This window comes from Mesorhizobium sp. f-mel (assembly GCF_053850215.1).
Genome location: NZ_JBSPTO010000001.1, coordinates 640100 through 652912 on the forward strand (window position 1 = coordinate 640100; position 12813 = coordinate 652912).

The following is a 12813-nucleotide window of genomic DNA, read 5'->3' on the forward strand; positions in this document are numbered from 1 at the left end:
GATTCAGGCGGCGTTTGTAACGAACCGTCCGTCCGACTGGTCGAGACGACGGCGGATCTGGGTTATCACCATCGAATCGTCGGGTACACAGTTTTCGTAGGTGAGGAAATCGCCTGTCTTGACCGGCTTGACCACCTTGGCCCGCTCGGCGAGGCCGAGCGGCAGGGCGCCGCGGGCGCGCGCGTCCTCCCAGGTCATGGCGAAGCCGCGATAGTCGTTCTCGCCGATCATGCCGAGCGACTGGCCAAGGCCAAGGTCGCTCTTGGCAACCGCCACCGCCTCGGCGACCGGATGGTCGAGCGGCTCCATGTCGGCGCGCTTGTAGACCACGGCGCGCGCCGCCGACAGCGGCACTTCCAGGCTGGTCAAATGATAGGGGCGGAAGATCGTGAAATAGGGGCCCTTGCCGACCTTGAGGTCGATCATGCGCTCCAGCACGCGCGGATGCCGGGTCTCGATGATGCAGAACACGCCGGGCGCCACGCCCTTGCCGATCGAATAGTCGACCACTCCCTTGCGATGCAGCACGCCGCCATCCTCGCGCGGGCAAAGCACGCTGGCGAGCTCCTCCAGCGTCGCGGTCGGGCCGTGCATGCCGGGCACGTCGGGCACCAGGCCAGTGGCATTGGCGATCGCCACCATCTCGATCGCCGTCTTCGAGCCGTCGACGAATTCGACCAGCATGCGCGCATTCATGTTGCGCTCGGCCGCCTCCTTCTCGTAATCGGCCGGCATGGCGTCGATCTTCAGCGGATTGTTCTTGCCCTTGCCGGCGGCGATGATGTTGAAGCCGAGGCTCTTGGCAAAGCCGATGATCTCCAGCGTGCAGGCCGGCTCGTCGCCGGCCGCACCCGTATAGACGACGCCCGCCTTGCGCGCCTCCTCCTTGAGAAAGCGGCCGATGGTGATGTCGGCTTCGACGTTGAGCATCACGATATGCTTGCCGTTCTTCATCACTTCGAGCGCGAACAGCGTGCCGATGTTGGGATTGCCTGTCGCGTCGATGATGACGTCGATACGGCCGGCGGAAGCCAGCGCATGCAAATCTTCGGTCACCGCGATCTTGCCGGCCTCGATGGCGCGGTCGATATCAGCTGCATTGCCGGCGTGGACGATGTCCGAGCGGTCGTGGCCGGCGAGCAGCGCTGCATCGATCGCCGCCTGCGGCCTGACCTCGGAAATGGCGCCGATCCGCATGCCCGGCATCAACGCCACCTGGACGACGATGTCGGTGCCCATCTGCCCGGCGCCGGCAAGCCCGATGGTGATCGGCCCCTGCTTTTCAGCGCGTTGCAAAAGTTCCGCTGCAAATTGCGGATGGGCCATGTCGCTTCCTCCAGCTCTTGCCGCGCCGCGGCCTCCAAGTCATTTTGAACATTCCTATTTCTAAATGAAAAATATTTCAACCTGCAATTCGGCAGCCTTCTTTCCAAAATTGTGTGATTCGATTGTGCGCCCTTGGCATGCTGCTTGGCTGCGCGGTCAGCTAGGGAGCAGAAGGCGGTGATCTCTAGGGATGCAGACCGCGATGACCGAGACATCGCTTCTCGCAAGCGAGCAAGTGCGGCGATAAGCTGCTTCATGGCGGCTCAGCTGCCGGTGCGTCTATCGCTAACGACGAAGCGCGCGACAGGTAACGCCAACCGGCATGCCCGATCGGCGCATTCCAGTATCTTAGCTGCCGACCTCGAAGAAGGGCGCGCCAAGCAGGTCGGGAACGACGTCGATGCCGAGGCCCGGCCCGTCCGGAATGCCCATGCGGCTTCCCGAGACCGGCGGCATGTTCGATGCGGTGCGCACCGTCACCCATTCGTGGAAGGCAATGGCGTGCAGCCGGCGCTCCTCCGGCGTCGACAGCGACAGATGCGCCATGGCTGATGTGTCGATCTCGGCGCCGCCGGTGTCTTCGACGGTGATCATGAAGCCGAGATCGACGGCAAGGTCGCGGATCTGGCGCGTCTTGGTCACGCCGCCGAGCCGCGAGATCTTCAGCGTCAGCCCGTCGGCCGCGCCCTTGCGGTGGATGTCGAGCATGTCGTGCAGCGAGGCGACGGATTCGTCCAGCACCATCGGCTTGTCGAGCGAGCGGCGCACCGACATGCATTCATCGATCGTGGTGCAGGGCTGCTCGAACGTGTAGTCGATGGCACGCGTCGCGTCAGTGAACTGGCGCGCCTGATAGGGCGTCCAGCCGGCATTGGCGTCGCAGAAGATGACGGTGCCCTTCGGCACCGAAGCGGCGACCGCGGTGACGCGCTCGATGTCGTCATGGACGTTGCCGCCGACCTTGACCTGCAGCCGGTGAAACCCGTCCTTGACGATGCGCTTGGCAAGTGCGGCCATCGCATCGACCGTGCCATGGGTAACGACCTTGTATAGTTCTGCCGTCTCGCTCTCGCGCCCGCCGAGCAGCGTTACCAGCGGTATGTCGGCGGCGCGTGCCGCGAGATCCGAGCATGCCATGTCGAGCGCCGACTTGATGTAGGGATGGCCCTTGAACACCGTGTCCATCAGCCTGCCGATACTGGCCAAGGCTCGGGGATCGTGGCCGAGCAGATGCGGCGCGATTTCGATGACGCCGGCGCGAGTGCCGGCCGCGAATGCCGGCGAGTAGAAATTGCCGAGCGGCGCCATCTCGCCCCAGCCGGTCAGCCCGCTGTCGGCGGTGATGGCGACGATCACCGCGTCGAACGCGTCGGCGACACGACCCTTGGACATACGATAGGGCCCGTCCACGAAGGGCTGCACGACATGGTAGGCCTTGATGGTTTTGATCTGCAATTTCTCTGTCCGTTGTCTGTGATGTCCTGACGAAGCCGAAATTGGCGGCTTCTGTCGGCTCAGCTGCCGTCCGGCCGGTTGCGCGTCGGGCCAGCGCGATCGGCCTTGGCGCCCTTGGAGTCGCGCTGTTCGAGGCTGCGCGCATAGGCGAGCAGTTCTTCGAAGTCGAGGCCGATATGCTCGCGGGCGTGGCTTTGTGCGGCGCGCATGTCGGCGCCTTTCAGCAACCGCACATAGGTCTCGTGGATGTCTTCGTCAGGCACCAGCTCTTTGCGCGCCCGCTGATGCAGGGCGAAATACATCTGCAGCCGGCTGGTCAGTCGCTGCCAGGTCTCGAGCAGAACCGAATTGTCGGCCCATTCGTGGATCAGGCCGTGCAATTGCAGCGCCGTTTCGATCTGCCTTGTGGTGTCGCGGTCGCGCGTCGCCTGCTTCACCGCCTCGTGGCGCCGGTCAAGCTCGTCGAAAAACCGCTGGTCACGAAGCGGCCAAGTCAGTTCGATGGCGAACTCATCCAGAACCTTGTTGAGCGAATAGGCGTCGTCGATGTCCTTGGCGGTCACATCAATGACGAAGGTTCCGGCGTAAGGAATGCTGGTCAGGATGCCTTCCTGGACCAGCTCACGCATCGCTTCGCGCAGCGGTGCGCGGCTCACCCGCATCTGCTCGGCAATCCTGAGTTCGTTGAGTTTCTGCCCGGGTTCCAGCTGGCCGGTCAGGATTGCACGCCGAAGCAACGCCACGATCTCGGCGCGTCTTGTCGTGTCCGCGATCGGAGCAAAATCCAGCTTCCCCATCCTCAACTCCACAAGGTGCCGGAAGCAGAGAAGCAGATTGTCGACAATCCAACAAGAGGTATCTATGGATTTCCCGGTTTCGGGCAGATTTCGGTCCGGCTCTCCGATCCCTATTGCGCGTTCATGCCCGCGGCCGATCGCGCCGATGTCGCCGGCTTGTCGAACTGCTTCAGCAAAACGGCGCCCTCGGCAAAGCCGGGGGCGCCGCTGGACCGGGCCTGATGGGGGGTATCAGGTGGCCGGTTTCTCTGGCAGCGGCGAGACAGGCATTCCAGGGCCGATCTTCTGCAGATTGCCTGTTATCACCTGGTCGCCTTCCGATACGCCGCTCGAGATGGCCACCAGATCGCCATTGGTCGGCCCGAGCGAAACGATGCGCTGGTCGACAGTGTTGTCCTTGCCGACGACGTAGAGGTATTTGCCGAGCTGGCTCGATCCCAACGCCGTCTGCGGCACCATCAGTGCATCGGGCTGCTGCTTGATGTGCAGCCTGACGCGAACATATTGGCCCGGCAGCAGTGTGAACTTGGCATTGCCGATCGTCGCCCGTGCGGTGATGGTGCCGGTCGAACGATCGACCGTGTTGTCGATGAAGGTGAGCTGACCTCTCTGGCGCGGCTCCGTATCGCCGGGAAGCAGGACGTCGACATCGACGGGCCCCGCCGCGCGGGCTTCCTCGATCTGCACCAGATCCGTTTCACTCGGATTGAAGGTGACATAGATCGGGTCGAGTTGCACCAGCGTGTTGAGCACAGTGCCGGCGACGCTGACCAGGGTTCCGACCGAGGCCTGGTTGCGGCCGACGCGCCCGGCGAACGGCGCCTTGATTTCGGAATAGCTCAGATTGAGCTCGGCGGTCCGCACAGCCGCCTGGTTCACGGCGAGCGAGGCCTGGGCCTCGCGCAAGCTGCTGGTGCGCTGGTCGAACGCATCCTTGGCGATGTATCCGCTCTTGGCGAGCTCGGTGCCGCGACCAAGGTTGGAACGCGCATAGTCGAGCGTTGCTTCGTCGCGCTGGACCTGAGCCTTCGCCTGGTCGAGGGCGGCCTGGAAATCCTCGGGAGCGATCTTGTAGAGAAGGTCGCCCTTCTTGACATCGCTGCCGTCGGGCGCGACCTGCTCCTGCAGATAACCCGGTACGCGCGCCTGCAGCGTGATGCTGCGGATCGGCTCTGTGCGGGCGGCATAGTCGAGATAGATCGGGATCGTCTTCTTGACGACGCTCACCACCGGCACCGGCATGACAAACGCCGCGGGTTCGGGCGTTGCCGCTCCTGCCGTACCGGCGTTGAGCCCGAAATTGCCCATGTCGAGCAAGTGAACGCTGGCCACCGAGATCGCCCCAACGGCAACGGCCGCTCCCAATGCAATTTTCCATTTACGCATGATCAATTCTCCAATCCTATTCGGCCGCTTCGGCCAATCGCTCGAAAGCGGGTTCGGCAGTTGGTTCAGTCGGTTCGGCAACGGGTTCGCTCTTGCTGCCGCGCTCGCGCAGCTGCTCGATCACCGCATAGAAGACCGGCACGAACACCAGCGACAGGATCGTCGCTGCGACCATGCCGCCAAAGACGGTGGTGCCGATCGACTGGCGGCTCGCTGCACCAGCACCTGTGGAGAACATCAGCGGCAGCACGCCGAGGATGAACGCGAAGGCGGTCATCAGGATGGGCCGCAGCCGCAGGCGCGCCGCTTCCATTGCGGCGTCGACGATGCTGAGACCTTCCTCGCGCCGGCGCCGGGCAAACTCCACGATCAGAATGGCGTTCTTCGCCGCCAGCCCGATCAGCATGACGAAGCCGATCTGCGAATAGACGTCGATCTGCATGCCGCGCATCAACAAGGCGACAAAGGCACCGAACAGGGCAAGCGGCACCGCGAGCAGAACCATGAAGGGCATGGCCCAGCTCTCATATTGGGCGGCGAGGATCAGGAAGACGAAGACCATGGCGAGACCGAAGACAATCGAGGCGATCGATCCGGCCTTGAGCTCCTGATAGGTAATCCCTGTCCATTCGTAGCCGAAATCCTTCGGCAGTGCCGTGGCAGCGGCCCGTTCCATCGCGGCGACCGCCTGGCCCGAGGAGAAGCCGGGTGCGGCACCGCCGTTGATCAGGGCCGACGCATTGTTGTTGTAATGCGGGACGGTTTCCGGGCCGACGATAGGCACCAGCTTGCCGAGCGTGCTCAACGGCACCATGCCGCCGGATGCATTGCGCACATAGAGCCGCGAAATATCGGCAGCACCCGCACGCGCATCCTTGTCAGCCTGGATCGTCACCCGGAAGGTGCGGCCGAACAGGTTGAAGTCGTTCACATAAAGCGAGCCCAGATAGATCTGCAGCGTGTTGAACACGTCAGGCAGGCTGAGGCCGAGCAGTTTCGCCTTGTTGCGGTCGAGGTCGTAGTTGAACTGCGGCGTCGAGGTCGAGAACGACGAGAACAATTGCTGCGGGTTGAGCTCGGGCTGTTTGCGCGCTTCGGCGAGCACGGCTTGCGTCGCGTCGTTGAGCGCAGCGCTGCCGCGACCGGTCAGGTCCTCCACCTGGAATTCAAAACCGCCGGTCGTGCCGATGCCAGGGATCGAAGGCGGATCGAAGCTCAGCGCGAAGGCCTCCGGAATTTCCATAAGCTTCGAGCGCACGTCGGCGACGAGCTTCGAGGCGCTCTGGTCAGGGCCGCGTTCGTCCCATGGCTTGAGAATGGCGAATTCCACCGCCGAGTTCGACTGGGCGGCACTGGTGAGGAAGTTCAAGCCGCTGATCGAGCCGACGATATCGACGCCGGGCGTGTTCTGCAGGACATCGCGTACCTTCCGGGCCACCGCGTCAGTGCGCTCCAGCGACGCCCCATCCGGCAACTGGATGACCACGAAGAAATAGCCCTGGTCCTCGACCGGAAGGAAGGTCGAGGGCAGGCGCTGCCAGACGAAGTAGGTCGCGACAAGCCCGGCCGCGAACAGCCCGAGCATGATCCAGCGCAGGCGGATGAGGATGCGCACACCATGGGCATAGGCATGCGACAGCCGTTCGAAGCCCGCATTGAACCAGCGGAACGGCGCGAACTGCGTCGCCGGGCGGTGGCGCAGGAAGGCGGCGCTGAGCGCCGGGGTGAGCGTCAGCGAGACGAAGGCTGAGATGCCGAAGGAGATCGCCACCGTCAGCGCAAACTGGTTGTAGAGCCGGCCGGAAACGCCGGGTATGAAGGCGACCGGCACGAACACGGCCATCAGCACGGCGGTCGTGGCGATGATCGGGCCGGTGACCTCGGCCATCGCCGCGCGCGTGGCAGCGACCGGTTTGAGGCCGGCCTCCAGCTGGCGCTCGACATTCTCGACAACGACGATCGCGTCATCGACGACGAGACCGATCGCCAGCACCATGCCGAGCAGGCTGAGCATGTTCAGCGAGAAGCCGAACATGTACATGACGATGAGCGTGGCCACCAGCGACACCGGAATCGCAATCGTCGGGATGATCGTGGTGCGCCAGCTCTGCAGGAAGATGAACACCACCGCGACAACCAGGACCAGCGCCTCGCCGAGCGTGACCAGCACGTCGTGCATCGACGCCGAAACGAAACGTGTCGTATCGTAGTGCATGGCGTAGCTGACGCCCTTCGGGAAACGGGCCGACAGTTCCTGCATCTTGTCCTTGACGCGCTGCTGCAGATCGAGCGCGTTCGAACCCGGCATCTGGTAGACCGCAAGCACCACGGTCGGATCCTCGCCGAAGAACGCCGACGACGAATATTGCAGGGCGCCGAGTTCGATGCGCGCGACGTCGCGCAACCGAACCAACGAACCGTTCGCGGCATCGGCGCGCACGACGATATCGCCGAATTCCTTGGGATCGCTCAGTCGGCCGACTGCATTGACCTGCATTTCGAAAGCAGTACCCGCCGGCGCAGGCGACTGCCCGATCTTGCCGGCCGCAACCTGGACATTCTGCTCGGCGATGGCGTTTTGGACATCGACGGCTGTGATGCCGAGATTGGCGAGCTTGTCGGGATCGAGCCATACGCGCATCGAATAGCGCCGCTCGCCGAAGATCTGCACGTCGCCGACGCCCGGCAGGCGCTTAAGCGGGTCGACCACTTGCAGGTAGGCGAGGTTGCTGAGCGCGACCGGGTCGACGGAGCCGTCGGGCGAGGTGAGGTTGACGATCAGGACGAAATTCGGATTCTGCTTTTTGATCGTCACGCCGCCCTGGTTGACGATGGCCGGCAGCGAGGAGGCCGCCTGCGACACGCGGTTCTGGACGTCGACGGCTGCGGTGCTCAGGGAGTAGCCGACCTCGAAGGTGATGGTGATCGTCGACGAGCCGTCATTGGAACTCGATGACGACATATAGGTCATGCCTTGAACGCCGTTGATCTGCTGTTCGAGCGGCGTCGTGACGGTGTCGGCCACGACTTGCGCACTGGCGCCCGGGTAGTTGGCGCTGACCACGACCTGAGGCGGCGTGATGTCGGGAAATTGCGAGACAGGCAGCAGGAAATAGCAGATCGCCCCGGCGAGCACCATGATGATGGCGATCGACGATGCGAAGATCGGTCGGTGGATGAAGAAGTTTACCATGACACGTACGCCTCGCCCGATGCTCTCGCCTGGCCGAAGGCCTTGGCCACTCTAGACAGCCGTCGGCTGCGGCTTTGCCCCGGGTCTTCCAGGAAACGAGGCGGCGCCTTGCGGCTGCGGCCTTGCCTATCCGCAAGGGTACGCAGCATTGTCTCGAAAGAGCGCGGGTCGACACGGTCGGCCTTCATCAGCATCCGGATCATCGGATCCTCCACAACTTCGTCGATCGTCAAATCTTTGCGCTGCGACATCGTAGCGGCTCCTGGCTTGCGATCTGCGGTGGACGCCGCAGATCGGGTGTTCTTCCTGTTCGCGGCCAAAGTCGCCTGGGGCGCAGTTGATGCCTGGGCCGATTCGGCGGAGGCTGTTCACAGGCGCCTGCGAGATTGACACGAGGCAATGGGGGTGTTACCAGTAAGTAACATCTAGAAGTTACAGACCGGTAACACCCTAGTCAAGAGGTGTACCGAGGGATTTTTCGGAAACCCCGGAACCAAGGAGGTTTTGATGGAAGACGGCACTGCGGAACGCATCCGCCCCCGGGATCGCATCCTCGAGACGGCACGGGATATGTTCCACAAGCATGGCATCAAGGGCGTGGGTGTCGACGCGATCACTGAGGCCGCCGGTACTAACAAGATGACGCTCTACCGTCATTTTGAGTCCAAGGACGATCTGGTCATCGAGTGCCTGCGGGCGACCGCATGCAGCGCCAACGCGATGTGGCAAAAGTTCGAGGCCGAGCATCCGGGCGACAAGCTTGCGCAACTGCACGCCTGGGTTCGGATGGCGGCCGATTGCCTGATGGTGGACGGCCGCGGTTGCGACATGGCGAACGCCGCCATCGAGTTGAGCGAGACCGACCATCCGGCCCGTCGGGTGATCAAGGAACTCAAGCAGGCCCAGCGCGACCGTTTGGTCGGCCTGTGTCGGGATGCCGGGATCGGCCAGGCAGAGCTTCTCGCCGATACGTTGTCGCTGCTGCTTGAAGGCGCCCGTGTCAGCCTTCAAAGCGTCGGAGCCGAAGGCCCCAGCGCGCAATTTGTCCGCATGGCGGAAGGCCTGATCGCGTCTTTCCGGGGCGCTGCGGCCAGATAGTCTCGCAAGCGGCGAAACGATCGGTAGCGTGTTCATTGCGAGCCGCGCCGCCGAATGCTCTTTTGTCCGTTCGGACGAGCCGTCATCGCGCTTCTCCTTTGCCGGTCTGTCGCCGGACCATTCCCGGCGCTACCTGTTGCTTGTTGGTGAGGCAGGATAGAACCGATAGCGAATTGGTGAGAGTGACAAGTGTGACGGGATTCCGACGGATCCGCTGATCGCGGCTGCAACACCCTTGCTGGCGAATATGCCGGCGGCATCAACCCTGGTGACGGCTCCCGAACAAGCCGGTGACCATCGCCCGTATTGGTCGTTCGACGCCGATCAACGTTTCCGGTGATCTTCGTGACCTCAGCCTTTGCCCAACATCCGGAGCCGGAACAAAAAAGCCCGCTGCCGGGAGGAGGTGGCAGCGGGCTTGATTTCGAATACGGCACGGGAGGAGGTGTACCGCACTCAGCGTCGGCATCGCATCTGGGAGGAGTAGATGGCCGACACCTGCGAAACTAGGGGTTGCCCAATGATTCGGCAACAACGAAAGATGCATAGCACATGTGCAGATTTGCGGTATCAACCGAATTTTAGCCATTCGGGCAACTGACGGTGGCCGTTGCGCGGCATCACTGGACCGGAACGTTTTCCTTGAAGATCAGGCGCGGCTCGATGAATTTTCGCGTCAGATAGGGCGCCGAGGAAGCGATCGATCCGAGCAGGCGAATGACCGATTGCTCGGCGATCAGTCGTGCATTCTGGTCGATGACGACATCGAGCAGATCGTCGACGAGATAGCCGCGTGTCGCCCTCGTCAGGTCGTGGCAAATGAACACCGGCTTCCTTTGCGGCTTGGCTTCCAGCAGCGCTTTCGCCACGCCCGAACGCCCGGCGCCGACGCAATAGATGCCGAGCAGTTCCGGCTCGTTGTGCAGCGCCTTCATCGTCGCGGTGTAGCTGATATCAGGCTCGTCGTTGATCTCGACGGCGCTGGTCACGGTCAAATTGGGGAACTCCTCGCTGAGCACGGAGCGAAAGCCCATTTCACGTTCCTCATGCCCGCGATAGGAGCGTGAGCCGACGACCATCGCCAGATGGCCCGTGCGCCCGCCGACGAAACGTCCCATCAGAAGCGCTGCGGTGCGCCCGGCCACACGGTTGTCGATGCCGACATAGGCCGATCGCGGTGCGCCCGGAACGTCCGACACCAGCGTGACGAGGCGGATGCCGGCCTCGACGATCTCGCGCAGGATATTGCGCGTTCTCGGATGATCGATCGCGATGACGCCGGCGCCGTTTGCCTTGAGCGAGAGGTTTTCGACCGCCGCCTGCAACGCGTTCGGCGAGATGCCTGCGAGCTTGTGGATCCGGCAGGAGGCGACAAGCGGCAGGCGTGCCGCATAATCCTCGATATGATTTGCCAGATCCATCATGAAGGCATTGGTGCCGATCGGCAGGAAGAACTCGAGATGCGCCGGCCGCGAGGGCAGCGTGACCTGATCCACGACCGGCAAATAGCCAAGCTGCTTGGCCGCCTCCATCACGCGCTGCCGGTTGGCCGCGCTGGCGCCTGGCCGGTTGTTCAGCACCCGGTCGACCGTCGCGGTCGACAGCCCGCAGCTTCTGGCGATGTCCGCAACGGTGGCTTTCATTGTCGCAGTCATAGGAGCCGATGCGATCCTGTGCCAGAGATACGGCCAACCCGGCTTCCAGCTGGCCACTCAGCCCTGCGGTTGCTTCCCCTGCACGATGGCGTCGTGGATCTCCTTGTCAGACATGCCGGTGATGATCCGTTCGACTTCCGCGACGTTGGTGTTCTTCGGATCGATATCGTCGGCAACCACCTTGCCGCGGCGCATCACGACGATGCGGTCGACCACCTGGAAGACATGGTGGATGTTATGGGCGATGAAGATGCAGGAATGCCCCGAATCGCGGGCGCTGCGCACGAAGCTCAGCACACCTTGCGTCTCGGCGACGCCGAGATTGTTGGTCGGCTCGTCGAGGATGATCAAGTCGCTGTCGAAATGCATGGCGCGCGCGATCGCCACGGCCTGCCGCTCACCCCCGGAGAGCGAGCCGATCGGCGTGGTCGGCGGGATGTTCTTCGAGATGCCGACCTGCTTGAGCAGGTCGCGGGCGACCACGTTCATTGCTTCCTGGTCCATGCGGTTGAGGAAACGCGGCGGCTTGATCGGCTCGCGCCCGAGAAACAGATTGCGCGCGATCGACAATTGCGTGACCAGTGCCGAGTCCTGGTAGATCGTCTCGATACCGTGGGCGATGGCGTCGCTGGTGCTGCGGAAGTCCACCTTCTTTCCGCGGATGAAGATGTCGCCGCTGGTCAGCGGAACCGCACCCGACAGCACCTTGATCAGCGTCGACTTGCCGGCGCCATTGTCGCCGAGCAGACCGACGATCTCCCTTTCATTGACATGGAAATTGGCGTCTACCAGCGCCTGCACACGCCCGTAGGACTTGCGGATGTTTTCCATGCGGACAAGCGGTTCGGCCATGGTTCAAGTCCCCGCCTGATGCCGGCGTTCCAGCCATGAGTGGAGCGCCATCATGCCGAGGATGATCGCGCCGATGAAGATGTTGTAGGCAAGCCCTGGCACGCCGATCAGCACGATGCCGTTGCGCATCACGCGCAGGATCAGGATGCCGAGCACGGTACCGATAATGGTGCCGCGTCCGCCGGTCAGCGCCGTGCCGCCGATCACCACCATGGCGATGACTTCGAGCTCGTAGCCGGTGCCGCTGTTCGGGTTGGCCGCCGAGGTGCGCAGCGAGCTGATGACGCCGGCAAGCGAGGCCATGATCGACGACAGGATGAACAGGCCGATCTTGACGCCGCTGACATTGACGCCGCGCGCCCTTGCCGCATTGGGGTTGCCGCCAGCCGCCTGGATCCAGTTGCCGGTCCGGCTCTGCGTCAGCACGTAGCCGAGTGCGATCGCTGCTGCAATGAACCAGAACAGCGACATGTAGATGCGGAACGGCCCGATGAAGAAATCGCCGACCAGCGCCTCGGCAAGCCAGCTGCCTTCGGCGCTCCAGGTACGTTGCGGAAATCCGCTGGTGACGAACAGAGCGGTGCCGCGCACGACCAGCAGCATGCCGAGCGTCACCAGGAAGGACGGAATCTTGAGTTGCGTTACGAACCAGCCATTGACCAGCCCGATGAAGGCGGCAACCAGCAGGGCCACGACGAAGCCAGCTTCCAGCGAGGTGAGGCCGCTGTTGAAGAGCGTCCACATCAAGACGGGCGAGAAGCCGAACAGCGATCCGACCGAGAGGTCGAATTCGCCCGAAGTCATCAACAGCGTCATCGCCAGCGCAATCAGGCCAAGCTCGACCGTGAAGGCCAATATGTTGCTGATGTTCTGCGGCGACAGGAAGTCTTGGTTGAACCCCCAGAACACGGCGAGCTCGACGACGAGCAGCACGAAGGGCCCGAATTCCGGCCTGGCGATCGAGCGTTGGATGATGGAACTGTTTTCCACGTTGGACCCGCGACATGGTTGGGATTGGCCAAGCCCGGCACCGCGTAAGGCGGTTCGAGGC

The 12813-nt window shown here is 63.0% G+C and carries 10 protein-coding genes; 1 reads left to right on the top strand and 9 read right to left on the bottom strand.

Annotation, left to right across the window (positions count from 1 at the left end):
• Positions 1 to 3: 3 nt before the first annotated feature.
• The 6 genes from ACWUKX_RS02920 to ACWUKX_RS02945 all read right to left on the bottom strand — a co-directional run bounded on the left by ACWUKX_RS02920 (position 4) and on the right by ACWUKX_RS02945 (position 8408).
• The gene (locus ACWUKX_RS02920) at positions 4 to 1326 is read right to left on the bottom strand and encodes an NAD(P)H-dependent oxidoreductase (protein ID WP_456003669.1); all 1323 of its coding nucleotides are present in this window, start codon (positions 1324 to 1326) and stop codon (positions 4 to 6) included.
• Between the two features lie 348 nt (positions 1327 to 1674).
• Positions 1675 to 2781, bottom strand: a complete 1107-nt coding sequence (locus ACWUKX_RS02925; protein ID WP_456003671.1) for a mandelate racemase/muconate lactonizing enzyme family protein — start codon at positions 2779 to 2781, stop codon at positions 1675 to 1677.
• 59 nt (positions 2782 to 2840) lie between these two features.
• Positions 2841 to 3578: a GntR family transcriptional regulator gene (locus ACWUKX_RS02930; protein ID WP_456003674.1), complete on the bottom strand. Its 738-nt coding sequence runs from the start codon at positions 3576 to 3578 to the stop codon at positions 2841 to 2843.
• A gap of 231 nt (positions 3579 to 3809) precedes the next feature.
• The gene (locus ACWUKX_RS02935; RefSeq protein ID WP_455849508.1) at positions 3810 to 4964 is read right to left on the bottom strand and encodes an efflux RND transporter periplasmic adaptor subunit; all 1155 of its coding nucleotides are present in this window, start codon (positions 4962 to 4964) and stop codon (positions 3810 to 3812) included.
• Between the two features lie 16 nt (positions 4965 to 4980).
• The gene (locus tag ACWUKX_RS02940) at positions 4981 to 8157 is read right to left on the bottom strand and encodes an efflux RND transporter permease subunit (RefSeq protein ID WP_455849507.1); all 3177 of its coding nucleotides are present in this window, start codon (positions 8155 to 8157) and stop codon (positions 4981 to 4983) included.
• Positions 8151 to 8408 (bottom strand): hypothetical protein, encoded by a 258-nt coding sequence (locus ACWUKX_RS02945; protein ID WP_456003676.1) that lies wholly within the window; start codon positions 8406 to 8408, stop codon positions 8151 to 8153. Before ACWUKX_RS02945 ends, ACWUKX_RS02940 begins: the two co-directional genes overlap by 7 nt.
• A 256-nt stretch (positions 8409 to 8664) precedes the next feature.
• On the opposite strand from ACWUKX_RS02945, the gene ACWUKX_RS02950 reads away from it, so the two are divergent.
• Positions 8665 to 9255 carry a TetR/AcrR family transcriptional regulator gene (locus ACWUKX_RS02950; RefSeq protein ID WP_065010087.1) on the top strand — a complete coding sequence of 197 codons (591 nt, stop codon included), beginning with the start codon at positions 8665 to 8667 and terminating at the stop codon, positions 9253 to 9255.
• A 620-nt stretch (positions 9256 to 9875) separates the two neighbouring features.
• Here the strand turns inward: ACWUKX_RS02950 and ACWUKX_RS02955 are convergent.
• The 3 genes from ACWUKX_RS02955 to ACWUKX_RS02965 all read right to left on the bottom strand — a co-directional run bounded on the left by ACWUKX_RS02955 (position 9876) and on the right by ACWUKX_RS02965 (position 12752).
• Complete coding sequence (locus tag ACWUKX_RS02955) at positions 9876 to 10898, bottom strand: LacI family DNA-binding transcriptional regulator (RefSeq protein WP_029355410.1); 1023 nt, start codon at positions 10896 to 10898, stop codon at positions 9876 to 9878.
• Between the two features lie 69 nt (positions 10899 to 10967).
• Entirely contained in the window at positions 10968 to 11762 is a 795-nt protein-coding gene (locus ACWUKX_RS02960) for an ATP-binding cassette domain-containing protein (RefSeq protein ID WP_029355412.1), read from the bottom strand.
• A gap of 3 nt (positions 11763 to 11765) precedes the next feature.
• Positions 11766 to 12752, bottom strand: coding sequence for an ABC transporter permease (locus ACWUKX_RS02965; protein WP_029355414.1), 987 nt, complete (start codon positions 12750 to 12752; stop codon positions 11766 to 11768).
• Positions 12753 to 12813: the final 61 nt, after the last annotated feature.